The sequence below is a fragment of the Lentzea terrae genome (assembly GCF_003265345.1).
GTDB lineage: Bacteria > Actinomycetota > Actinomycetes > Mycobacteriales > Pseudonocardiaceae > Lentzea > Lentzea terrae.
Map to the genome: position 1 here is coordinate 521,178 of NZ_QFWW01000001.1, position 24,143 is coordinate 545,320.

21 protein-coding genes and 1 pseudogene are annotated in these 24,143 nt (G+C 69.7%); 9 read left to right on the forward strand and 13 right to left on the reverse strand.

The window, feature by feature from the left end; translation table 11 throughout:
* The first annotated feature begins 10 nt into the window (after positions 1–10).
* Positions 11–646, forward strand: coding sequence for an alpha/beta fold hydrolase (locus DI276_RS02325; RefSeq protein WP_112261748.1), 636 nt, complete (start codon positions 11–13; stop codon positions 644–646).
* Positions 647–754: 108 nt separating this feature from the next.
* On the opposite strand, the gene prcA is transcribed toward DI276_RS02325, so the two are convergent.
* From prcA to DI276_RS02350, 5 genes are all read right to left on the reverse strand, one after another.
* Entirely contained in the window at positions 755–1,513 is a 759-nt protein-coding gene (gene prcA, locus DI276_RS02330; RefSeq protein WP_112261553.1) for a proteasome subunit alpha, read from the reverse strand.
* Between the two features lie 35 nt (positions 1,514–1,548).
* Positions 1,549–2,397: a proteasome subunit beta gene (gene prcB, locus DI276_RS02335; protein ID WP_112261554.1), complete on the reverse strand. Its 849-nt coding sequence runs from the start codon at positions 2,395–2,397 to the stop codon at positions 1,549–1,551.
* Between the two features lie 49 nt (positions 2,398–2,446).
* A complete protein-coding gene (locus DI276_RS02340) occupies positions 2,447–2,641 on the reverse strand; it encodes a ubiquitin-like protein Pup (protein WP_065920406.1) in 195 nt (64 codons plus the stop codon).
* Between the two features lie 79 nt (positions 2,642–2,720).
* Positions 2,721–4,214 (reverse strand): depupylase/deamidase Dop, encoded by a 1,494-nt coding sequence (gene dop, locus DI276_RS02345; protein WP_112261555.1) that lies wholly within the window; start codon positions 4,212–4,214, stop codon positions 2,721–2,723.
* A gap of 73 nt (positions 4,215–4,287) precedes the next feature.
* A complete protein-coding gene (locus DI276_RS02350) occupies positions 4,288–6,681 on the reverse strand; it encodes an FtsX-like permease family protein (RefSeq protein ID WP_112261556.1) in 2,394 nt (797 codons plus the stop codon).
* Positions 6,682–6,787: 106 nt separating this feature from the next.
* Between DI276_RS02350 and DI276_RS02355 the strand changes: the two genes are divergently transcribed.
* Positions 6,788–7,297 carry an NUDIX hydrolase gene (locus DI276_RS02355; protein ID WP_232836392.1) on the forward strand — a complete coding sequence of 170 codons (510 nt, stop codon included), beginning with the start codon at positions 6,788–6,790 and terminating at the stop codon, positions 7,295–7,297.
* Here the strand turns inward: DI276_RS02355 and DI276_RS02360 are convergent.
* From DI276_RS02360 to DI276_RS02375, 4 genes and pseudogenes are all read right to left on the reverse strand, one after another.
* Complete coding sequence (locus DI276_RS02360) at positions 7,284–8,162, reverse strand: aldo/keto reductase (protein WP_112261557.1); 879 nt, start codon at positions 8,160–8,162, stop codon at positions 7,284–7,286. The genes DI276_RS02355 and DI276_RS02360 overlap by 14 nt on opposite strands.
* Positions 8,163–8,243: 81 nt before the next feature.
* Complete coding sequence (locus DI276_RS02365) at positions 8,244–9,290, reverse strand: glycoside hydrolase family 5 protein (protein ID WP_112261558.1); 1,047 nt, start codon at positions 9,288–9,290, stop codon at positions 8,244–8,246.
* A 97-nt stretch (positions 9,291–9,387) separates the two neighbouring features.
* A complete protein-coding gene (locus DI276_RS02370; RefSeq protein WP_112261559.1) occupies positions 9,388–10,143 on the reverse strand; it encodes an ABC transporter permease in 756 nt (251 codons plus the stop codon).
* 50 nt (positions 10,144–10,193) lie between these two features.
* Positions 10,194–10,841 (reverse strand): annotated as a pseudogene (locus tag DI276_RS02375) (ABC transporter ATP-binding protein); the annotation flags it as partial.
* Between the two features lie 111 nt (positions 10,842–10,952).
* Here DI276_RS02375 and DI276_RS02380 point away from each other — a divergent pair.
* From DI276_RS02380 to DI276_RS02405, 6 genes are all read left to right on the forward strand, one after another.
* On the forward strand, positions 10,953–12,020 hold the full coding sequence (locus DI276_RS02380) for a sensor histidine kinase (RefSeq protein ID WP_232836393.1): 1,068 nt from the start codon (positions 10,953–10,955) through the stop codon (positions 12,018–12,020).
* A complete protein-coding gene (locus tag DI276_RS02385) occupies positions 12,017–12,646 on the forward strand; it encodes a response regulator (RefSeq protein ID WP_112261561.1) in 630 nt (209 codons plus the stop codon). The genes DI276_RS02380 and DI276_RS02385 overlap by 4 nt, the downstream gene beginning before the upstream one ends.
* 9 nt (positions 12,647–12,655) lie before the next feature.
* Positions 12,656–13,750, forward strand: a complete 1,095-nt coding sequence (locus DI276_RS02390; protein WP_198680411.1) for an AAA family ATPase — start codon at positions 12,656–12,658, stop codon at positions 13,748–13,750.
* A complete protein-coding gene (locus tag DI276_RS02395; RefSeq protein WP_157984470.1) occupies positions 13,747–14,097 on the forward strand; it encodes a bpX5 domain-containing protein in 351 nt (116 codons plus the stop codon). Before DI276_RS02390 ends, DI276_RS02395 begins: the two co-directional genes overlap by 4 nt.
* A gap of 115 nt (positions 14,098–14,212) precedes the next feature.
* A complete protein-coding gene (locus DI276_RS02400) occupies positions 14,213–15,730 on the forward strand; it encodes a hypothetical protein (protein WP_157984471.1) in 1,518 nt (505 codons plus the stop codon).
* The gene (locus DI276_RS02405; RefSeq protein WP_112261564.1) at positions 15,727–18,105 is read left to right on the forward strand and encodes a bpX6 domain-containing protein; all 2,379 of its coding nucleotides are present in this window, start codon (positions 15,727–15,729) and stop codon (positions 18,103–18,105) included. Before DI276_RS02400 ends, DI276_RS02405 begins: the two co-directional genes overlap by 4 nt.
* A gap of 55 nt (positions 18,106–18,160) precedes the next feature.
* Here DI276_RS02405 and arc read toward each other — a convergent pair whose 3' ends face one another.
* Positions 18,161–19,957: a proteasome ATPase gene (gene arc, locus DI276_RS02410; protein ID WP_112261565.1), complete on the reverse strand. Its 1,797-nt coding sequence runs from the start codon at positions 19,955–19,957 to the stop codon at positions 18,161–18,163.
* Positions 19,958–20,672: 715 nt separating this feature from the next.
* On the opposite strand from arc, the gene DI276_RS50725 reads away from it, so the two are divergent.
* Entirely contained in the window at positions 20,673–21,551 is an 879-nt protein-coding gene (locus DI276_RS50725; protein WP_198680412.1) for a hypothetical protein, read from the forward strand.
* Between the two features lie 62 nt (positions 21,552–21,613).
* Here the strand turns inward: DI276_RS50725 and DI276_RS02420 are convergent, their stop codons facing one another.
* The 3 genes from DI276_RS02420 to DI276_RS02430 form a co-directional block, all read right to left on the reverse strand.
* The gene (locus DI276_RS02420; RefSeq protein ID WP_112261566.1) at positions 21,614–21,898 is read right to left on the reverse strand and encodes a hypothetical protein; all 285 of its coding nucleotides are present in this window, start codon (positions 21,896–21,898) and stop codon (positions 21,614–21,616) included.
* Positions 21,899–22,009: 111 nt separating this feature from the next.
* Positions 22,010–22,834, reverse strand: coding sequence for a tRNA (adenine-N1)-methyltransferase (locus DI276_RS02425; protein ID WP_112261752.1), 825 nt, complete (start codon positions 22,832–22,834; stop codon positions 22,010–22,012).
* Positions 22,835–22,849: 15 nt separating this feature from the next.
* A complete protein-coding gene (locus DI276_RS02430) occupies positions 22,850–23,968 on the reverse strand; it encodes a site-2 protease family protein (RefSeq protein ID WP_232836394.1) in 1,119 nt (372 codons plus the stop codon).
* Between the last annotated feature and the right edge of the window lie 175 nt (positions 23,969–24,143).

Below are 24,143 nucleotides of genomic sequence, written 5' to 3' on the forward strand. Positions count from 1 at the left end.
TGTGGCCCGCATGACAACCTTCGCGATCGTGCACGGGGCAGGCGACGTAGGCTGGTCGTGGCACCTGGTGTCCGCTTTGCTCGAAGCCAAGGGCCACACCGTCATCGCCCCCGACCTCCCGACGGAGGACGAGTCGAAGGACCTGACGGACTGGGCGTCCACGGTGGTGGCCGCCCTCCCGTCCACTTCGGACGTGGTGGTCGTGGGCCACTCGTTCGGCGGCCTGGTAGCACCCCTGGTGGCAGCACAGGTGAACGCTTCCGCTCTGGTGTTCGTGACGGCGATGCTGCCCAAACCAGGCGAGGCACCGGGCGACTGGTGGGCCCAAGCGGGCTACGCGGACAGCGGCTTGGAAGACCAGTTCTGGCACGACGTTCCACCAGACCTGGCCGCAGAGTCGCGGAAGCGCGAACGGGGCATGTCCGAGAACGCCATGGTGAAGCCGTGGCCACTCGACGCACTGCCCGACGTGCCAACGCACTTCATCCTGTGCACAGAGGACCGCTTCTTCACACCGGAGTTCATGCGACGGGTGGTCGCAGACCGCCTGAGCGGCGTTGCACCGGTAGAGCTGGCCGCAGGCCACTGCGCCCAACTGAGCAAGCCACAAGAACTGGCAAACCTGCTGGCAGGCTTCGCAAACTGACGCAGCCCTCAGGGGAAGCACGCAACAGCAACCCGCCAACCCAACTGGGGAACGCTACGGAAAAGGCCCCCGGCGGCGAAGCCGAGGGGCCTTCAACCAAACCACTACTCAGGCATCATCCGAAGGCAGCTCAACATCCTCAACAGCCTTCCCACCCTTGGTAGGCGAAGGCATCAAAGAATCCAAAGCCGCCCCAGCGATCCGCCGGAACGCCCGCCGAGGCCGAGCCCTCTCCAAAACCGCGATCTCCAACTTGCTGGCCGGCAGAATCTCAGCCGACCCGTTCCCAGTGGACGACGACCCAGCGGACAACGCCTTGACCGCAATCGGAACAGCCTCAGCCAACGAAAGCCCGTCAGCGAAGGCCTCCTTCAGAGCCGAGTTGGCAGCATCCACGGTGCCGCCCATCACGATGTACTGCGGCTCGTCCACGATGGACCCGTCGTACGTCAACCGGTACAACGTGTCCGACTCGGACGAGTCGCCGACCTCGGCCACGCAGATCTCCACCTCGAACGGCTTGATCTGCTCGGTGAAGTACGTACCGAGAGTCGTGGCGTAAACGTTCGCGAGAGACCGGGAAGTCACGTCACGCGGGTCGTTCTGGTAGCCGCGGACATCAGCGAACCGGATGCCCGCCTGCCGCAGGTTCTCGAACTCGCTGTAGCGGCCGACGGCGGCGAAGCCGATGCGGTCGTAGATCTCCGAGACCTTGTGCAGGGTGCTGGACGGGTTCTCCGCGACGAACAGAATGCCGTCCGCGTACTTCAGCACGATGACGCTGCGACCCCTGGCGATGCCCTTGCGGGCGTACTCCGAGCGGTCGCGCATCACCTGCTCTGCCGATGCGTACAGCGGCATCGTCATGGGTGGTGCTCCTGACGTCAGAAGAGGATCGGGACTCAGCCTGAGGGGCGGGACCGGCGGCCTTCGACGACCGCGTTGGCGACCGTGGCCACCTGGGGCTCCGGGATCTCGACGGCGCCGTCGGGGCCGTTGATCGTGACCACGACCGGGTAGAGCTTGCGGACCGGGTCGGGCCCGCCCGTCGCCGAGTCGTCGTCCGCCGCGTCGTACAGCGCCTCGATGACCGAGCGGATCGCGGCGTCGACGTCCGCGTCCGGGTCGTAGAGCTTCTTGAGCGCCGACTTCGCGAACAGCGAGCCGGAGCCGACGGCCTGGTAGCCCTGCGACTCCTCGTAGCGGCCGCCGGTGACGTCGTAGGACACGATGCGGCCCGCGCGGTCCGAGTCGGTGGCCGAGGTGTCGTACCCGGCGAACAGGGGCACCACGGCGAGGCCGGCCATGGCCGCGTCGAGGTTGCCCCTGATCATCGCCGAGAGGCGGTTCGCCTTGCCGTCGAGCGACAGCGAGACGCCCTCGATCTTCTCGTAGTGCCGCAGTTCGACCGTGTACAACCGCACGATCTCGATCGCGATGCCCGCCGTGCCCGCGATGCCGACGGCCGAGTGGTCGTCGGTCACGAAGACCTTCTTCATGTCGCGCTGGGCGATGACGTTGCCCATCGTCGCGCGCCGGTCGCCGGCGATCACGACCCCACCTTTGTAGGTGGCCGCGACGATCGTCGTCCCGTGCGGGGCCTGGACGGTCCCCTCCGGGAGCTTCCGGGCGCTAGGCAGCATGTCGGGTGCCTGTGCCCGCAGGAAGTCCGTGAACGACGACGAGCCCGGCGTCAGGTACGCCGAAGGCAACGCCGCGGCCGGGTAACGCCCGGTCGAGCTGTGGTCCATGTGTTGGTTGTTCTCCCGTCCCCGAGGTGGTCAACAGGCCCCCGAAGGCCTACTGACCACCCTTCTGCACGTATGCGCGGACGAAGTCCTCCGCGTTCTCCTCGAGCACGTCGTCGATCTCGTCGAGGATCGCGTCCACGTCCTCGCCGAGCTTCTCGCGGCGTTCCTGACCGGCTCCGGCGGCGTCCTCGGCACCGTCGTCGCCGTCGCCACCACCCTGGCGCTGCTTCTGTTCCTGGGACATCTCGGCCTCCTGCTGACTCGCCTGACAAGAACACTACCCAGCGGCACCGACAAAAATCCTGAGCCACTCGGGTAGACGATCACCCGCGAGTCAGTGCATCCACCAGCTGCTCCGCGGTGTCCGAGGCCTCCAGCAACGCCCCGACGTGCGCTTTTGTGCCTCGAAGCGGTTCCAGCGTGGGAATCCGCACGAGGGATTCTCGACCGAGGTCGAAGATCACCGAGTCCCAGGATGCGGCCGCGACCGAGGTCGGGTAGCGCTCCAGGCACCGGCCGCGGAAGTACGCACGCGTGTCCTCCGGCGGCGTGGTGATGGCCGCGCGCACCTCCTCCTCGCTGACCAGGCGCTTCATCGAGCCGCGCGCGACCAGGCGGTTGTAGAGGCCCTTGTCCAGGCGGACGTCGGAGTACTGCAGGTCGACCAGGTTCAGCCGCGCGGAGCCCCACGCGAGGCCGTCGCGCTGCCGGTAGCCCTCGAGCAGCCGCAGCTTGGCGACCCAGTCGAGCCGGTCGGCGCACTCCGCGGGGTCGCGGGCCAGCGCGTCGAGCACCTCGCCCCACACGCGCAGCACGTCGCGGTCGCCGATGCCCTCCTTCTCGATGAAGGCGGCGGCCCGCTCGTGGTAGGCGAACTGCACGTCCAGGCCGGTGAACTTGCGGCCGCCGGTCAGCTCGACCTTCGTCTTCAGCGTCGGGTCGTGGCTGATCTGGTGCACCGCGCGCACCGGGTCGACCATGCGCAGGTCGTCGAACCGCTGGCCCGCCTCGATCATGTCGAGCACCAGCGAGGTGGTGCCGACCTTGAGGTACGTCGAGTACTCGGCCAGGTTCGCGTCACCGATGATGACGTGCAGGCGGCGGTACTTGTCCGCGTCCGCGTGCGGTTCGTCGCGGGTGTTGATGATGCCGCGCTTCAACGTCGTCTCGAGGCCGACCTCGACCTCGATGTAGTCGGCGCGCTGCGAGAGCTGGTAGCCCGCCTCCTCGCCGGACGGGCCGATGCCCACGCGGCCGGACCCGGTCACGACCTGGCGCGACACGAAGAACGGCGTGAGGCCGGCGATGACGGCGGTGAACGGCGTCGACCGCTGCATCAGGTAGTTCTCGTGCGTGCCGTACGACGCGCCCTTGCCGTCGACGTTGTTCTTGTACAGCTGCAGGCGGGGCTGGCCCGGCACGGAGGCGGCCTTGATCGCGGCCTCCTCCATCACCCGCTCCCCCGCCTTGTCCCAGATCACCGCGTCGCGCGCGTTGGTGACCTCGGGTGCCGAGTACTCGGGGTGCGCGTGGTCGACGTAGAGCCGCGCGCCGTTGGTGAGGATGACGTTGGCCGCGCCGAGGTCCTCGACGTCGGAGTCGGCGGGATGGCCGCCGGGGCTGCCCAGGTCGAACCCGCGCGCGTCGCGCAGCGGTGACTCCACCTCGTAGTCCCAGCGCGCCCGCCTGGCGCGCGGTATGTCCGCCGCCGCCGCGTACGCGAGCACCACCTGTGTCGAAGTGAGCACCGGGTTCGCGGTCGCGTCGCCCGGCACCGCGATGCCGTACTCGACCTCGGTTCCCATGATCCGCCGCATGCGCAACACCTTATGACCTGCCCCTGACAACAGCGTGAGGGGAGCTTCCGGGTTGAAGCTCCCCTCACCCTATTCACCCGGACGCCAGTCCTGCCGCCGGGCGAATGCGCGACGCGCCCCGAGACGGTCCGAAAGCAGCCAGCACCGCGAGCACGACTACCACCAACGCGCCGATGACCAGCGGCAACACCACCCGAATCCCCGGCAGTGACATGTCGATCCCAGTGGCCAGGATGGCGATTTCGGCGTAACCGAACCCGAGCACGCCACCACCGATCACTCCGACCAGCGCCAACATGATCGCTTCAGCGATGACTCCACCCTGCAGTCCGCCCTGAGTGACACCCAAGGCGCGCCTGAGTGCGAGCTCCTTGCGGCGTTCCTGGACCGAGATCGTCAGCGCGGTGCCGATACCGGTCACTGCGACCGCCACGGACAGGCCGAGCAGCACCATCATCAGCACGGTGCCGAGGTGCATCTGTCGGTCGACCTCCGCACGCTCGTCGGCGTCGGTCTGCACGATTACCGTCGGGTTGTTGGGCAACGCGGCCTGCAGCTTCGCCCGGAACTGAGCCGCGTCCACGCCCGGTTTCAGCGCTACCAGCACCTTCTCGGAGGGTCCTGACGTCGAACCGCCGATGATCGGCGTGTAGCCGGTGAGGCTGCCGGGCACGGTGCCGACGACCTTGTACTGCTTGCCGTCGCTCTCGACGAACGGCCGGTCCTCCCAGTGCGGCGGCACGATCGCGGTCCCGGACGTGAACTGCTCGGCACCGGACACGTTCTGCGCCTTCAGCCACGCCTGGAACTCGGCGGGGTCGGCGCCCGCGCCGTTCTCGGCCCGGTGCAGCACGACGCTGGCGGCCGCCCCGTCCTGCACGGGGATCGCGGGCAGCGGCCGCTCCCCCGCGTCGACCACGGTCACGTCCGGCCGTTCCTCGTTGGCGAACGCGGACGCCATGTCCTGCGCACCACCCAGCACGACCAGGAAGAACGTCACCATCGAGCTGGCCAGCAGCAACGGCAGCGCCACCGAAGCCGACCGCTGCGGCATCCTGCGCACCTCGGCACCGGCGAGCTTCCACTGGGTGCCACCGATCTTGCCGAACAGCCGCGCGATGAACGGGACCGTGACCGGGCCGAGGATCCAGAACAGGCCGGTCACCGCGGCGATCGCGGAGAACGTGACCGCGAGCGGCGCGGCAGCGGTGCCCTTGGCCGCGACGGCCAGCAGCGCGAGCAGTGCCGCCCCACCCGTGAAGAGCAGGCCGAACACCAACCGCAGCCGACGCACGGAGCGAGGCGGCACCTCGTTCTCGGCATCACGAAGAGCAGCCAACGGCGAGACGCGCGCCGCGTTGATCGCGGGACGAACAGCCGCCATCACGCTCAACAGCGCGGCAACAACAACTCCGAGGATCACGTACCCGAGCGACGGCAGCAGGTCGGGGCTCAGCTCCACCGCACCGAACAACGCCGAGATGCCGGTGACGTCGAACGTCCTGGCCAGCAACCACGCCATCGGCCCGCCGAGCAACGCGCCGCCGACACCGGCCAGCGCACCCGTCAGCAGCGCCTCGAACAGGCTCCTGCGCACCAACGGCCCGCGCTGGGCCCCGATGCACCTCAGCAACGCCGTCTGCCGCTGACGTTGCGCGTAGACGGCCCGGAACGTGGCCGCCGCGACGAACACCGCCGTGGCCAGCGCGAGCACGCTGAACGGCAGGAGGATGAACTTCAGGTCGTTGCCGATCTTGTCGGCGTCCGGCGCCGGGTCGCGCACGAGGTACGACGCGCCCGCCGCGCTCGCGACGGCCTCGCGGGAGCCACCGATCACCCATGCCGCCACGGTCTCCGGTGCGGGGTCGAGCTTGCGGGCGAGATCGGGACCGGCGACCAGGATGGGCCGCGAGTCGATCCCGCCCTTCTTCATGACCCCGCTGACCGCGGCCTCGAACGGCTTGCCGTCCGCCGAGGCGAGCTTGATCTTGTCGCCGGGCTTGAGGCCGCGCTCGTACGCCGTGATCTTGTCGACGGCGACCTCGTTGTCGGCGGCGGGCGGCTTGCCCTCCGCCAGCGGCCAGCGCGCCAGGTCGGGCTGCTGAACGTGCACCTCTGCCCGGTGCTCCCCGGCACGGCCGTTGCCGTCCAGCAGGTCCGCCCGCGCCTCCTGCACCGGCACCGCCCTGCCGACCGCGGAGAGCCTGGCCAGCACCCCGTCGTCGATCTTCGGACGGTTCGCCTCGACGGTGTCCGCGCCGTACTCGGAGGGTTTGACGTTCACCACGTGGCCCACCGTGGACGGGGTGACCGGCGCGCCCTCGTCGACCGACCTGCTGAGGGCGTCGCTCAGCACCAGTGCGGCCAGCAGGCAGGCCACGCCGACCACGAGCGCGACGCCGGGCAGCAGCGCGCGGCCCGGCCGGGCGCGGAACTCGGCGACGCCGAGCCGCAGGGAAGTGGACACGAATCCTCCTCGGTGACGTCTGACGGTCCCGAAGGTAGGAAGGAAGCCGATCAGCGGGCGTCGGACTGGGGTAGCAAGCTCGCGTACGACCACAGGAGGACCCCGAATGATCCACCGCAGCATGATCAACCTCTACGACGAGGACGCCAACGTGATCGGCGAGGTCACGCGCGAACGCATGCGCGCGGAGAACCTCTGGCACGGATGCGTCCTCACCCTGGTGTTCTCGGTCGACGGCGAACGCGTCTACGTGCACCGCCGCACCGACACCAAGGACATCTTCCCCGGCCTGTACGACTACACCGCCGGCGGCGTGATCGACGCGGGCGAGACCCCCGACACCGCTGCCCGGCGCGAGCTCGAAGAAGAACTCGGGGTCGACACTCCCCTGACGTTCCTCTTCCAGACCACCTACGTCGACGAGCAGACCCGCTACCACGCGTGGGTCTACGAAACGCACTCCGACGGCCCGTTCACCCACCAGCCGGAGGAGGTCGCCTGGGGCGGGTGGATGGACCTCGCCGAACTGCGGGGCAAGATCGACGATCCCGGCTGGCCGCTCGTCCCGGACGGCCGGGCGATCGGCCGGGAGTGGCTGGACCTCAGTTCCAGCTGAGCCCGGCGCGCGTCTTCCAGTACCGCTCGGCGGGCTCGGCCAGCTCCGGCAGGTCCACCTCGATCCGCAGCGCGTCCACATTGGACAGAAGCTGCCGCGGGCTCGCCGCGCCGGACAGCACGACGTCCACCCACGGCTGCCGCGCGATCGCCGCCAGCGCGACCGCGTCCGGCCCGACGCCCAGCGCTTTCGCCTGCGCCGCAACCGCTTGCGGTGGTTCGACGACGAGCCGCCCGTTGGCCACGCCCTCCTTGACGATCACCCGCAACCCGGCGTCGTGCGCTTCCCGGAGAGCGTCACCCGCCGAGGTCTCCAGCACGTTCCAGGTGGACTGGACGGAGGAGAAGATGCCGAGGTCGAGCGCCTTGCGGATGGCGTCGGCCTGCCGCGGGCCGGATGTGGAGAACCCCAGCGGCACCCCGATCGCGACCATCGCGTCCTGCAGGGCGCGATCGGAGAACAGCGGGCTGTCGGCGGTCAGCGAGTGCACCTGGTAGAGGTCGACGCGCGGCAGCAGGGCCTGAGTTTCCTGCCACTGCTGGGTGAACCGGACGAGCGAGTGCTCCTTGACCTCGTGCACCTCGGCGTCGGGCCGCCAGTCCGCGGTGTAGGCGTACCCCCACTTGCTGGAGATCGTCACGTCGTCGTGGCCGGGCAGCCAGGACGACAGGAAGTCCTCCGACAACCCGTACGAACGGGCCGCGTCCACCCACCGGATGCCCAACTCGTAAGCGGTGTCGAGCACCAGATGGCACTGCGCGCGCATCGAGTCGACCGATCGCTCGCGAGGCAACGCGTCCTCGCGGCCGAGGTTGATGTAGGCGGGACGACCGAGTGACGCGAGACCGAGCGCGAGTTGAGCCATGCCGACAACCGTAAACGGCGGCGACAACGGTGAACGGCGGCCCCGGAGGACCGCCGCTCACGTGACCCGCCGGGGTCGGTTCTAGCGATTCGCCCTGATGTGGTTGCGCACCCACTTGCCGGCGTCCTTCAGCGGACCCTCACCGGCGAAGCTGTTGCCGGCACAGGTACCGCCCTTGAACACCGCGCCCGAGCGCTTGTCGTCGGAGAAGTTCCAGTTGGTCCAGGAGATCTTCTTCGAGTTCATCAGGCTGATGAACTTGTTCGCCATCGTGAAGTCGTTGGGACCGTCACCGGACGCTTCCTGCGAACCGAACTCGGTGACGAACACCGGCACCTGGTTCGAGACCGTGTCCAGCGCCTTGACGTAGCTGTCCCGGTGCGACTTCGCGTAGAAGTGGAACGTGTACATCAGGTTCGAGGCGTTGACCTTGTTCCGGCTCACCTCGTTGATGTCCTTGCCGTCGGACAGGCCGAAGGTCGACCAGCCGTGCGTGCCCACGAGCACGAGGCTGTCCGGGTCCTCCGCGCGGATCGTCGGGATGACGGCCTCCGCGTAGGACTTGACCCGCGCCCACGACACGCCGTTCGGCTCGTTGGCGATGTCGTAGATGATGTTCGTCTTGTTCTTGTGCCGCGCGGCGATCTCCTTGAAGAAGGTCTTGGCGCGGGCGGTGTTGTGGTTCGGGTCGCCCGGCGAGAGCTGGTGCCAGTCGACCAGCGCGTACATGCCGCGCTTGGTGGCTTCCTCGATGTAGCCGTGCACCATGTCGGTGAACTTCCGGGGGTTGGTCTCGTAACCGCCCTCCTGGATGTACATCGAGATGCGCAGGACGTCGGCCTTCCAGTCGTTCGCGAGCGCGTCCAGGGACGCGGTCTTGATGCACTGCGAGAACCACTGGATGCCGTGGGTGCTCATGCCCCGCAGCTGGACCTGCTGGCCCGCCTGGTTGCACAGCTTCACACCGCAGACCTTCAACTGGCCGTTGACCGCCGCGCTCGAACCCGGTGGCAGCGCGGCCGCGGAGACGTCACCCTCCGGTGCGGCGACGGAACTGCTCGCCATGACACCGGTCAGCGGGAGCACGACTGCCGCGGCGAGTGCCACCACAGACTTCTGCCAAGCCATTCAGCGTCTCCTCTCGGACTGCCGGCGGCGGATTAGTTAGGTAAGTTTCCTTACCGATTAAAGGTATAGATGACCTTAGGGCGGCCCCTGGGGTGCGTCAAGCGTCTCGTCGCAGAAGAGTCACAGTTCCGGTACCGAGAGTCACCGCTGCGTAAACGAGCAAACAGGCGACGGCGGCCACCGGGTTCAGCGGCGCGTTCTCCACGACCCCCGCCACCTCGTACACCAGGTACGGGACCATCACCCCCGAAGCGTCCATGTTCCAGGGCTCCGGCAGCATCGGCGTGATGGCGGGCAACCCCCACAGCAGCACGCCCACCACCACGATCGCGACCGCCGTCGACCGCAGCGCCAGGCCCAGCCCGAGGCCGATCAGACCCGTCACCACGATCGACAGCACCGCCGCACCGGCCCACGGCAGCACGTCGCCGAGGCTGTCCCACGGCGCGACCGGCGGCGGACGATCGCCCATGATCAGCCAGCCGGCTCCGATGCTCAGCGCGAGCGCGACAGCGCCGACCACCGCGGCCGCACCGGTGACGAGTGCGGTTTTGGCCGCCAGCAAGCGTTTCCGGTTCGGTACGGCGGTCAGCGCGGCCAGTCGCGGGTCCGAGGTGGCCACCAGAGCGCCCAGCGCGGCGACGCAGAACTGCAGGACCGGGTTGATCACCACGCTGGCGTCGGCGGAGGCGAACCGGGCCTGCTCGGCGGCCGGGGACGTGTCGTAGTCCTGCACCATCAACCACGAGAGCAGCGCACCGAGGACGACCATCAGACCGACGGCGGCGACGAGACCGAAGGGTGCGCGGACCGTCCAGAGCTTCAGCCACTCCGCTGCGAGCGCGTTCTTCACAGTCCCCTCCCGGAGGTGAGCGCCAGGTAGGCGTCTTCGAGCGAACCGTTCTGCGTCAACGCTTCCATCGGCGTTTCTTTGACCAGCTGTCCTCTTGCGACGATCACGACGTGGTCGGCGGTCAGCGCCATCTCGCTCATGAGGTGGCTGGAGACGAAGACCGTGCGGCCCTCGTGAGCCAGCGCGCGCATCAGGTCGCGGATCCACCGCACGCCTTCGGGGTCCAGGCCGTTGACGGGTTCGTCGAACATCAACACCTGCGGGTCGCCCAGGAGCGCGGCCGCGACGCCGAGCCGCTGCTTCATGCCGAGCGACAACGTCCTGATCCGCTTGTGCCGCACGCCGCCCAGCCCGACCTGCTCCAGCAGCTCGACCGCGCGCCGCTGGCTGATCCCGTTGCTCGCGGCGAGCCAGCGCAGGTGGTCCAGCGCCTTGCGGCCGTGGTGCACCGCCGCCGGGTCGAGCAGCACGCCGACGTGCCGCAGGGGCTGGTCGAGGTCGGCGTACCGCTTGCCACCGACCAGCGCCTCCCCCTCGCTGGGCCGGTCGAGTCCCACGATCATGCGCATCGTCGTGGACTTGCCGGCGCCGTTGGGCCCCAGGAAGCCCGTGACCAGTCCAGGTTGGACGGTGAACGACAGGGCGTCGACCGCCGTCGTGCCGCCGTATCTCTTCGTCAGGTTCCGCACCTCGATCATGCCGAGAAGAGTCGGCTGCCGCGGCCGTCAGCGGATCGGACCTGGAGCCGAACCCGGGAATCGGACCGTGGTCCGAGGCGTGCGGGACCTCCGCTCGTTACCGTCGGTCCCGTGATCGCGAAACTGCACCTCTACCTGGTCGACCTGACCGCCGCCGTGGTGATCGGCGTGCTCGTCGGCTACGGCATGGTGGAACACCAGGGCAAGCCGTGGTGGCTCGTCGTGCCGAGCGCCGCGCTGGTCGCGCTGCCCGTGGCGGTGCGCCGGTGGTGGCCGGTCACCACGCTGGTGGTCACCACCGCGGCGACAGCAGCGGTGATCATCGGCCAGGTGCTGCCGGTCCAGGCGCTCGGTGCCCCCGTCGGCGCGATCTGCTTCACGCTCTACACCGTGGCGGTCGAACGCACCCTCACGTGGTCGCTGACCGGTCTCGTGGTCTCCGTCGTCGCGGTCGCCGGCGTCGGCGGCGGAGAACCGGAGAACGTCCTGGCCGGCGTCGCGGTGCTCGGTGCGGTGTGGGTGATGGGCTACACGACCCGGCTGCGCCGGTCGTTCTTCGAGCGGGAGGGCCGGCAGCGAGCCGAGCAGGCACTGTCCGACGAACGCATGCGCATCGCCCGCGAACTGCACGACGTGGTGGCGCACAACCTCTCTCTCATCGCCGTACAAGCCGCCAACGCCGCACATGTGCGCTCACCCGAACACGCCTATGAGGCCTTGCAGGTCATCTCGGAGACCAGCCGGGCTGCGCTGACCGAGATGCGCAGCCTGCTCGGTGTGCTGCGCTCCGACGCCGACCTGGCGCCCTCCCCCGGCCTCGACGGGCTGGCCGAGCTGGCCGACCGGGCGTCCCTGGCGGGTGTGCGCGTGTCGTTGGACGTGCGGGGCGACGCCGAGGTCCCCGAAGGGGTCGGGCTGTCGGCGTACCGGATCGTGCAGGAGGCTTTGACGAACGTGGTGAAGCACGCGGCGCCCGCTTCGTGCACGGTGCTCGTAGAGGTGACGCCGTCGTTGGTGCGCATCGAGGTGGACGACGACGGACCTGGGGTGAAGGAGCTGGGTGTGGGGCACGGCCTGATCGGCATGCGTGAGCGTGTCGCGGTGTACGACGGCACGTTCACGGCAGGACCGGCACCGGACGGCGGTTTCCGGGTCGTGGCGGAGCTGCCGGTCCGATGACGACCGTGCTGATCGTCGACGACCAGGCCCTGCTGCGCGCGAGCTTCCGGCTGCTGGTCGACAACGAACCGGACCTGACGGTGGTGGGCGAGGCGGGCACCGGCGCCGAGGCCGTGGCGCTTGCTTCTTCGTTGGCACCAGACGTTGTGCTGATGGACATCCGCATGCCGGAGATGGACGGCATCGAGGCCACTCGCCTGGTGGACGGGCCGAAAGTGCTGGTGCTGACGACGTTCGACCTGGACGAGTACGTGTTCGGCGCACTGCGTGCCGGGGCCTCGGGTTTCCTGCTGAAGGACACGCCCCCTGCCGAGTTGCTGAGCGCGATCCGCGTGGTGGCCGCCGGTGAGTCGCTGCTGTCGCCGTCGGTCACGCGCCGGCTGATCTCCGAGTTCGTCCGGCAGCCCTCCGCTCCGGCGGTCAAGGGGCTGGAAGTGCTGACCGAGCGGGAGAAGGAGGTGCTGCTGCTGATCGCGCGCGGACTGTCCAACGCGGAGATCATGGCGGCGCTGCACGTCAGCACGGGCACGGTGAAGACGCACATCGGGAACCTGCTGGCGAAACTGCACGCACGCGACCGAGCACAGCTGGTTATTGCGGCGTACGAGGCCGGTCTCGTCGGTTAGCCTCACCCGGTGATCGCTGGGGATGTCACCGCTGTCCGGGAGGCTGTCGCCGCCGCGCAGACGGGGTTGGTGGATCGTGAGCTGATCGCCGAGGTCGTGGTGCTGTGCGCCGTCGCTGGCGAGCACGCGCTCGTGGTCGGTGCGCCGGGCACGGCCAAGTCCGCGGCGGTGCGGGCGGTCGCACGGCAGTTGGGCGGCGCGTACTTCGAGTACGTGCTGGGGCGCTTCACCGAGCCCAACGAGCTCTTCGGACCGGTGGACCTGCGGCGGCTCAAGGACGGCGTGGTCGAGATCGAGACCGCGGGCATGCTGCCGGAGGCCGAGGTCGCGTTCCTGGACGAGGTGTTCCTGGGGTCGACGGCGATCCTGAACACCTTGCTGGGACTGCTGAACGAACGGGTGTTCCGGCGCGGCGCCACGCGCCTGGCGAGCCCGCTGCGGGTGTGCGTGGGCGCCACCAACACGCTGCCGGACGACCCGGTGCTGGCGGCGTTCGCGGACCGGTTCCTGGTGCGGGTGTTCGTCGACCCGGTGGCGGATGCCTTGCTCGAGGAACTGCTGGAGACGGCGTGGTCGCCCGCGCAGAGCCCGGTGACCGCCGCGTTGCCGGCGGTGGATCGGCTGGCCGAGCACGCACGCGCGGTCGATCTGCGGCCGGTGGTGCCCGCCGCGGCCACGGCGGTGCGCAGGCTGCGGCACGCGGGGGTCGTGCTCAGCGACCGGCGGGTGGTGCGGGCCCAGCGACTGGTGGCGGCGGCCGCCGTGCTGGACGGCCGGACCGCGGCGGCGGTTCAAGACCTGTGGGTACTGCCGCTGGTCGCGCCCAGCCGGGAGACCCAGGCGCTCGCCAGGGACGTGCTCGGCGACCTGATCGACCAGGCCCGCAACGCGAGCCTCGTGCACGCGGCCGAGGAGTTCTCCCGGGGACCGCAGGCGCGTGCGGACCGGCTGGCGCTCACCGCGGCGAAGGTGCTCGACGGCGCACCGGACCGGCTGCGCGTCGAGGCGACGCTGCGGGAGATCGACGCGGGGTTCGCCGCGGACGACCTGCCCGCCGTGCTGCGCGACACCCGCGCCCGCCTCATCGCCACGCTGCAGCCGTGAGACCCCTGACCTGGACGCGCCGCGAGCCACCGCTGCACCCCGCGGCCGTGGCAGGTGGTCCCCGGCTGCGCGCCGCCACCGTCCGCCGTCTGCGCGGGGGTGCCGAGCTGCGGGTGGCGTTCGGTCCGGAGTGGACACTGGTCCTCGGCGACGACCTGCCGTGGGCGGACGACGCCACCTATCTCGGGTGGGACGACGGGCTGCTGGTGCCGACCACGCTCGCGCCGTCGACACCGGCGGGGTTGTTGCGGCACGCGCTGCCGGGCGACGTTCTGGCCGTGTTGCCGGGTGCGCTGCTGACGGGGCCGGCGCCCGTGCGGACGGCAGACCCGGAGTTGCTGGCATGATCGCAGCGCGGAGCGAGGGTCCCCTCCAGGGGGTCCCCCTGCTTTCATTCTCCCAGACGACACCGACAGTTCCACGCCGTCGAGTCTGCGCGACCGGCCTGAGCGAGGCGCGACCGTGACGCTGCCCGACGCCCTCCGCCCGTGGGCAGCCACTCTGTCCACAATGGACCTCGACCTCGCCACCGCACTGGGCCCGCTGCTCAAGGACCTGGACGAGTTCATCAACGCGGCCACCACGACGCATCCGCACCGGGGCGAGCCGGACGGGTTCGGCGGCATCGGACTGAAAGGCGAGCCCGAGCGCATCCTGGTGTCCGAGTGGGCGCTGGCCGAGCACTTCCCGCACGAGTTCCTCCGCCGGGCCGCCACCGGCGAACTCCTCCACACCACACCGGAGTTCACCGAGCCACACCGGAAAGGACAGGCAGCGGTCCTCGTCGACGCCGGTCCCGACCAGCTCGGCGCGGCCCGGCTGGTGCAGCTCGCCGCGCTCATCGTGCTGCAGCGCAGGGAACCGGAGCTGCTGCTCGGCGTGCTCGGGGACGAGCCCGGCACGTGGCATCCCGCCGACCTCAAGAGGCTGCTCGACGCCCGCCGCGCCACCCGGCCGGACCAGAACGACGTAAAGCGGTGGGCGGACACGGTCGACGACCTCTGGTTGCTGAGCGGTCCCCGGCTGACCTCGCCGCGCTCTCTCACCACCATCGAGTCGGCGTGGGACGACCAAGGCGCCACCGCGGTACGCGTCGAGCTGAACGGGCTCACCACCGAACTGACGCTCCCCGCCAGGAGACACGGCATCCGGCTGCTGCGCGGCAACCTGCGCAAGCCGCCGAAGAAGCGCACCGGCGCAGTGCGGTTCCCGTCCTTTCCCGGCGCCGAGAAGGTGCTGCTGGCCCGTGGCGGCACCGATCGCGAACTGGTGGTGCTGCGGGTGTACAGCGGCGTCCAGAAGGTCCACCGCGTGCCGGGACGACTGCTCGCCGCCGCCCAGGTGGACAAGCGGATCGTCACGCTCGTGGAGCAGGACGGCGTCGTGCGCGCGCACGTCATCGGTAACCAGCTCAAAAGCCTGTCGCGGCTGGGGGTGCCCGCGGACCTGCTCGGCATCGACCCCGAGCAGGTCGCCGCCACCGGCCTCGCGCCGCTGCACCTCCACGACGGCACCGTCGTCTGCCGCTGGAACGAGAAGTGGAACTGGTGGGTCCTCGAAGCCGGAGAACGGCCCTACCTCTCGGAGGTCGCGGTCGTCGCACCCGGCAACCACCCCGCAGACGAGCCGCGCACGTCGGAGACACCTGTGCTGTTCGGGCCGCCGCCGCTGCTCGCCAGGTCGGAGAAGGGCAACAGGTGGCGGTTCGACGGCCACCCGGACATCGTGCTGCCGAACGGAGCCCGGCCGCTCGGGCTGCACCTGTTCGAGGACAACAGACCGGGGATCGTCTTCCAGGAAGGCCTCATCGTGCGGGTGCGGACCGCGGTGCACACCCGCACGCTCACGGCGTGGTCCGGTGGGCCGGCCGTGGTGCACCCAACGCAGCCCTGGATCGCGGTCCAGCGCGACGACGGGCGCATCGACGTCGGTCACCTCGGCACCGGCGAACGGATCGCGACCATGCGGGGTGACGCGTGACCACGTTCCGCGGCACCGTCAGCGCCAAGGCGTTCGTCATCGACGTCCACGTCATCGGCGAACAGGAAGCCCGCACCCGCGTTCTGGACCTCTGGCAGCCGGGCGCCCGCATCTACGCGACCCCAACGGGTTCGTGGCTGCTCGCGCTCGCCGAGCCGGTGGAGGTCCGCGCCGAACGAGCACCCGGCCTGCCCCTGACCGAAGTGCCGGACGGACTCCAGCCGCTCGACTGTGCACAGTGGACGGACACGAGCGGCCTCACCTGGTACGAGCTCGCTCCGGCCGACGGCGAACCGGAGGCGGCACCGGTCGAGTCGACCGTGCCCGACCTGCCGGAGCTGAGGTCGCGCGGCGGGATCGGCGCGCCCTCCAGGCACGTCGAGCGACTCGCCGGCGGCGACCCCTGGCAGGCCATCGGTGCGCCCGCCGTCGTCATCGGCTCCCTCTGTCTTTTGGCCGTGACGCCGTTCGTGCTCTACACACTGGCCCCGGACCGCGTCAAGCTGATCCTGTTGATCGCGTTCATCGCCGGTTTCGCCGTTCTGGGGAGGGTGTTCGCACGCGCCGAGCGGGCGCCCACCGCCGCACACACCGAACGGGGGAACTTCTGGGCGCTGCTGGTGATGCGCACGCCGTTGCGCAGGGTGGTGCGGGCGAAGCACGACAGGTACCTGCGCCGGCTCACGAACCAGTTCGAGCGCAAGGATTGGCACAACGCACTGCGGGACGCGGTCGGCATCGGCCAGGACGGTGAGGGCCGGCTGAGCCTGCGCGTGCCGCAACGGCGCACCGGAGAGCTGCGGCCGGGCACCACCCTCGGACCGGGTGCCGGGCCGTTGTACGGGCCTGACGTCCAGCGGCATCTCCAGAACCTGTACCGGACCGCCGCCGAGGAGCTGGAACGGCTCGGACGCCACGACGAGGCCGCGTTCGTGCACGCCGACCTGCTCGGGGACCCCACCGCGGCCGTGGCGATGTACGAACGCCTCGGCAGGGTCACCGACGCCGCCGAGCTCGCCGAGGGCCGCGGTCTCGACCCCGGCCTCGCGGTGCGGCTCTGGTGGCACGCCGGGAACAGGGCGCGCGCGATCGACGTGGCACGGACGCGCGGCGCGTTCGCCGCCGCCCTCACCCGACTGTCCACTGAGGACGGACGCGAGCTGCGCGCGGAGTGGGTGCGCGAACGGCAGGAGGCCGGCGACCACCTCGGCGCGGTGGCCGCGGCCTGGCCCGACGACACCACCCGTCCCCTTGCCGTGCCCGGTATCCAGGCCGGCATGGCACTCGGCGGCCCGGTCAGCAGCACGCTGTTCGCCCACCTCGTCGTCGGCTGGCCGTCTCCCCGCACGCACGCGGCTGCGCTCGCCCTGCTGGACGACGACGATCCTCGGCTCGCCCCGTCCCGCCGGCACTTCGTCGACGCCTGGCTCGGGCTGGGCGGTGGCGACCCCGAGCTCGGCAGCGCCGCCACGAGAGCGTTCGTGCGCGACGGCACCGCGGTGCCACCGGCGTTGCAGAAGGCGGCCGACCCGTTGCTCGCCGCCGATCTGCCCAAGATCCCGAAACACCACCGGGACGTGACGGACCTCGTCCACCCCGCGCTGCCGGCCCAGCTCGTGGTCCACGACGCGGTGGCGTTGCGCGGTGGCGCGGTCCTGGTGGCCCTGGGCGACGAGGGCACGCGGCTGGTCACGGCGGACGGCCGCACCAGGGCGCGCTGGGACGTGCCCGCGCACCAGATCGTGATCGCCGACCACGGCGGGTCCGCGCTGCTGGTGGGCCAGCGCGGCTCTCTCAGCGAGGTCCACCACCTCGACCTCGCCTCCCGCAAGGTCCGCCCCTGGACCACGCTCTTCCTCCGGACGTTGTTCGGCTCGTTCGACGGTGGCATCGCGGTCGCGCTGGGACCGGACGGTCTGGAGTTCCTGGACGTGCGCAGAAGCCGGCCGACGGTCGTGTGGCGGGAACTCGAGCGGGGCGCGATCCCCCTCGGCAAGGCGCGCAACGCGCACAGCCTCGCGATGGTGTTCTTGAAGCTGGGCGACGACCTGGCCGAGCGGTGGCGGTGGGACCTGCCGGACCTCACGCTGCGCGAGCGCTCCCGCGTGCCGGGCCCAGAGGTCCGGCCGGTCGGGTTGCTGCCCTCCGGCGACGCGTGCGACGGCGTGACGGACGGCGACGCCTGGTACATCGAGGCGGAGGACTGCTGGGAGGTCCGCACGAAGGCCGGTCTCGTCGCACGCACGACCGCGGTCGTGCACGCGATCCGCTGGCACGCTGGCCTGGTCACGCTGATCGACCAGGACAGTCGCGTGGTGGCGGTGGACACCGAGACCCGCGAGCAAGTGGCGGCGTTCGCTCTCCAAGCCCTCTAGAAACGGCGAAACCGCCCCGGCCGGGTGGCCGGGGCGGTCGTCGTTCGGAGCTGTCCTACAGGTACGTGCCGGTGTTCGTGGCCGTGTCGATCGCGCGGCCCGTCTCCTGGTTCTTCCCGGTGACGAGCGTGCGGATGTAGACGATCCGCTCGCCCTTCTTGCCCGAGATGCGTGCCCAGTCGTCGGGGTTCGTCGTGTTCGGCAGGTCCTCGTTCTCGGCGAACTCGTCGACGATGGCGGCCTGCAGGTGCCGGACCGAGAGGCCGGGCTGCTTGGTGTCGAGCAGCGACTTGATCGCCGCCTTCTTGGCCCTGTCGACGATGTTCTGGATCATCGCGCCGGAGTTGAAGTCCCGGAAGTACAGGACCTCCTTGTCACCGTTGGCGTAGGTGACCTCCAGGAAGCGGTTCTCCTCGGACTCCTCGTACATGCGCTCCACGGTGTGCTGCACCATGCCCTCGATGCAGGCCTTCGGGTCGCCACCGAACTCGGCGAGGTCGTCGGCGTGCAGCGGGAGGTTGGGCGTCAGGTACTTGTTGAAGATGTCCTTCGCGCCCTCGGCGTCCGGTCGCTCGATCTTGATCTTCACGTCGAGGCGGCCGGGGCGGAGGATCGCCGGGTCGATCATGTCCTCGCGGTTGGAGGCGCCGATGACGATGACGTTCTCCAGGCCCTCGACGCCGTCGATCTCGGAGAGGAGCTGGGGCACGATCGTCGTCTCGACGTCGGACGACACACCGGAGCCGCGGGTGCGGAAGATCGAGTCCATCTCGTCGAAGAACACGATCACCGGGGTGCCCTCTGACGCCTTCTCACGAGCCCGCTGGAAGATCAGGCGGATGTGCCGCTCGGTCTCACCGACGAACTTGTTGAGGAGCTCGGGGCCCTTGATGTTGAGGAAGTAGGACTTCGCCTGCTTGTCGGTCTCGCCGCGGATCTCCCGCACCTTCTTGGCCAGGGAGTTCGCCACCGCCTTGGCGATGAGCGTCTTGCCGCAGCCGGGAGGGCCGTAGAGCAGCACGCCCTTGGGCGGGCGCAGCTCGTACTCGCGGAAGAGGTCGGCGTGCAGGAAGGGCAGTTCCACGGCGTCGCGGATCTGCTCGATCTGCCGGGACAGGCCGCCGATGTCGTTGTAGTCGATGTCCGGGACCTCTTCCAGCACGAGATCCTCGACCTCGGCCTTGGGGACCCGCTCGTAGGCGAAGCCCGCCTTCGAGTCGACCAGCAACGAGTCGCCGGGCTTGAGCGGCGAGTCGAGCAGCGGCTGGGCGAGCCAGACCACCCTCTCCTCGTCCGCGTGGCCGACGACCAGCGCGCGGGCGATCTGGTCCTCTCCCTCTTCGGAGAGCACCTCCCGCAGTGCGCAGACCTCACCCGACCGCTCGAAGCCGCCGGACTCGACGACGGTCAGCGCCTCGTTGAGGCGGACCGACTGGCCGAACGACAGCTTCTCCGGCTCGACCGCGGGGGACACGGCGACCCGCATCCGGCGGCCCGACGTGAAGACGTCGACCGTCCCGTCGTCGAAACGCGCCATGAAGACGCCGTACCCGCTGGGCGGTTGGGCCAGCCGGTCGACCTCCTCACGCAGCGCGAGCAGTTGGCTTCGTGCTTCGCGGAGGGTGTCTATGAGCTTCGTGTTTCGCTCGGTCAGCTGGCTGACGCGCTCAGTCGCCTCAGCCAAGCGCTGCTCGAGCAACCGCACGTGGCGCGGCGACTCGGTCAGCTTGCGACGCAACGACGCGATCTCGTCCTCGAGGAACCTGATCTGCGCTGTCAGCTCAGCAGAATTGTTGCCCTGGTTCAGCTCGCCACCCTCATCGGGTTGGCTGCCGGGATGACCGTGCTGCATGTCGGCACCCTCCTCCCGTGTTCGTACCGATTACGGTACCGGCGATCACCGACAAAATCGTGCACTCACAACATCATCTTCGCTCGTGTGACGCAACGGTCCGGCCTCCAAGAGAGGTCAACTGCTCCATCTCGGTGTCCGGTTCGCCCGCCTACCCGCTACGGTGCGTCCCAGAAACCACGACCGGCGTTTTGTCCACCGACACGCCGATCGACCTGCGAGAAGTCCGAGGAGAGGGTCATGGGAGCACCTGGGCGGGCGCCCGCTCCCCACGCTGTGCGACCACCCTCGGACGACCGCGAACACGCCCGGTGCGGCCCGCGGCCCGGCGACGGGCGGCAACCCGCCATCGTCCCACCAGGTGGACCACTCGCTGGTCCGATCGGTGGTCACGCACCGCAACACATCCCGTCCGCGCTCGTCGGAGGACCCGCTCTGCCGCGGGTCCAGTGCGACCGGAGGGCGTGCGGCCAACCGGGTGGTTCTGCCGGCGCAACCGGCGCACCACCCCGACAGCGCAGTGCATCGCGCTCGATTCCCGGTGGAGTTGCCGCAATCGTTATCAGACACGGCCTTCACGCGAGCAGATGGCTACCGCACATCGTGTGCATGACCACTCGTGCGGGTCGATAGACCCCATTCGGCCGCAAGCCGGTCCGCGAGGTACCACAATGTCCACCGAACAGATCGCCTCATCCGCATCGGGGGAGTTTCGATGACCTACCCGCCGCAGCAGCCCGGACCCTACGGGCAGCAGCCGCAGCCCGGTGGGCCGTACGGGCAGCAGCCGCCGCAGCAGCCGGGTTACGGCCAGCAGCCTCAGCCCGGCTACGGCCAGCAGCCGCCGCCGGGTTACGGCCAGCAGCCGCCGCCGGGATACGGCCAGCAGCCGGGCCCTTACGGCCAACCGGGCCCGTACGGCCAGCCGCAGCAGGACCCGTTCGGGCAGCAGGGTCCGCAGAGCGGTGGTTTCCCGCAGCAGGGCTACGGCGGCCAGCCCGGTTTCGGCGGACCGGGCGGCTTCGGCGGCCCGCCACCCAAGAAGAGCAACACCGGCCTGATCATCGGCGTCGTCATCGGCGTGCTGGTGCTGGTCGGTGGCGGCGTCACGGCCGCGGTGCTGCTCTCCGGCGACGACTCGCCGAGCAGCTCCAACTCGGCGTCGACGAACACGAACGGCTCCTCGAAGCCGACCACGACGTCGAAGGGTTCGTCCAGCGGCGGTGACTCGGACGCGAAGGAGATGGCCGAGGACTACGCCAAGGCGAGCCAGGTGGCCGGGCGCGCAGGCAAGCAGCAGGACCTGAGCACGGTCAAGCAGTACGTCTGCGCCCAGATGATCAAGGAAGCCGAAGAGGCGCAGAAGAAGGTTCCGAACGCGCCGACGCCCAAGCCCATGCCGCAGTTCACGGTCAAGGCGGGCGAGGTCAAGACATCCGGCAGCACCGGGACATTCCGCGCCGATTACACCGGCATCCCGGACCCGGCGGGCGGTGCCGGCACCGTCAACTCGTACATCGTCTACAAGCTCGTCAAGGAAAGCGGCGACTGGAAGGTCTGCGGCATCGAGAAGCTCGGCGAGCCGACCAAGTGACCTGACACGATGAAAAAAGGGTCCCGCACCTCAGTGGAGGTGCGGGACCCTTTTTCATCGTGTCAGGTGTAGGACCAGGTGGCACTGAGCGCCCAGCCGAACGTGTCACAAGGCCGCGTGGAGACCTGACCAGGTCCGACCAGAGGACCGTAAACGGTGTACACCGCACCGACCATCGCGTCGTAACAGGTCACCTTCACCCGCTGAACCTCGTTGGGACACGTTGAACTGCCCAAGCCGCGCTGGGTGCCGGGGTCGTAGTCCTGGTGCGCCGCCGAGCAACCCGGACCAGCGTGCGCCACCGGCGCCGGCAGGAGCGTCGCGCCTGCCGCAACCACCGCGATCATCAACTTCCGCAAGACAACCCCCAGGGTCTCAATCCGAATGCCCTTGAATCGAAGCGGACCCGGTGGAAGGTGCGAGGCCAAACGATGATCTTTGTCCGAAACCGGACAAGATCATCCCTTGCTGGGACGGCGCTGCGGCTTCGGCGCCGTCACGCCGTCCGCGAGCTTGCGCGTGGTCAGCAGGAACGCGGTGTGCGCGATCATCCGGTGCTCCGGCCGCACCGCGAGACCCACGACGTGCCACGGGCGGACGAGCGTCTCCCACGCGTGGGGCTCGGTCCAGCACGTCATCTCCCGCAGCGCCTCCGTGACCGTGGACAGCTGCGTGGTGGTGGCGACGTACACGACCAGGACGCCGCCGGGGATGAGGTTCTTCGCGATCGTGGGCAGGACCTCCCACGGCGAGAGCATGTCGAGGATGACCCGGTCGACCTCGCCCTCGTGGTTCTTCACGTCGTCGACGGTGATCGACCAGTTGCCGGGGCGCTCGCCGAAGAACTGCTCGACGTTGCGGATCGCGTGGACCGCGTGGTCGTCACGCACCTCGTAGGACTGGACGCTGCCCTTCTCCCCCACCGCTCGCAGCAGGGAGCACGACAACGCACCGGAGCCCGCGCCCGCTTCCAGAACGCGCGCGCCGGGGAAGATGTCGCCGTACATCACGATCTGCGCGGCGTCCTTCGGGTAGATCACCTGCGCGCCACGCGGCATCGACAGCACATAGTCCGGCAGCAGCGGGCGCAACGCCAGGAAGTTCGTGCCGCCGACCGACTGCACCACGGACCCCTCCGGCTGCCCGATGAGCAGGTCGTGCGGGATGGCGCCGCGGTGGGTGTGGTACTCCTTGCCGGCTTCGAGAACGACCGTGTAGTGCCGCCCCTTGGGGTCGGTCAGCTGAACCCGGTCACCCGGCTGGAACGGTCCACTTGCGCTAATCACCGCGCAATGGTGTCAAACGCCCTTCTCAATGGCCGCACGCAGGTCCTCCCTGCGCAGCACACCCGCCGGGCGGCCTTCCAGATCGACGACGAGGAACTGCCACGCGGCCGTGCCCTGGACCCGTTCGACGATCTCCTCGCCGGGCTCGTCGGCGAGCAGCACGGTCTCGGGCAGGATCGGTTCGGCGGCCTGTTCCGCGGGCGCGAACGGACTGGCCGCGGCGAGCTTCCTGGCGGCTTCCGTGTCGAGCAGCCCGGCCGCGACACCATCGGCTCTCACGAGGACCACACCCCGTCCCGCCGACGTGCTCAGAGCGTCCGCGACGGGGCTTTCCGCCGGCAGCTGCAGCACCGGGCGGATGAGATCGCTGAGGGTGACTCCAGCGGGCCACGTGCGGCGCCGTTCGCTCGCCAGTTCGCTCCTCGCGCCGGCGACGACGACCCACGCCGTGAGCGCGCATATGCCGAAGCGCAGCCACCGGTCGTCGGCGCCTTCCGCGACGCCGTAGAGCGCCCACGCCACAAGTGCGATGGCCACGGCGAAACCGCCGACCACGGCGACACGCGTGCCCGTCGCCCGTTGCCCCGTGGCGGCCCACACTCCCGCCCGGACGATCCGGCCGCCGTCCAGCGGAAGTCCCGGCAGCAGGTTGAAGATCGCGACGGCCACGTTCGCGGCGGCGATCTGGAAGACCAGCACCCACACGACATCGCCCGGTTCCATCACGAACGCGCCGATGCCGAAGACGATCGCCAGCGCCACGGACACAAGCGGACCCGCGCCCGCGACGATGCCTTCGTGGCTGGGTTTGCCGGGCGTGCGCATGATCTCGGACAGGCCGCCCAGCAGGTACAGGCGCAGCCGCCGGACCGGCAGGCCGAGCCGGAGCGCCGCGACGCAGTGGCCCAGCTCGTGCGCGAGCACACTCAGTCCCAGGAAGACCGCGAAGAGCGCGGCCAGCAGGAGGCCGATGCCGGGCGGGGTGCCGGGCGCGAGGTCGTCGACGAGCGGCGCGTAGAAGGCCACCACGATCGCCGACCCGACCCACCACGACGGCGCGAGCAGCACGGGGATGCCCGCCACCCGGAACAGCAGCAGGCCGCCCTCTCGCTCACTGATCCGCGCGGCCACGGGTGCACTGTAAAGCCGCCGGTGTGATCTCGCGGTGTACCGGTTCGCTCGAGGTCGATGAAGGGCTCCTCCATCCACCTCACGTTTGGCGATGAACCCTTCATCCACCTCGCCGGGCAAGATGCGCGCGGACGGGACCACGATCCGCGCTGAGCCACGATCCGCGCTGGGGCGG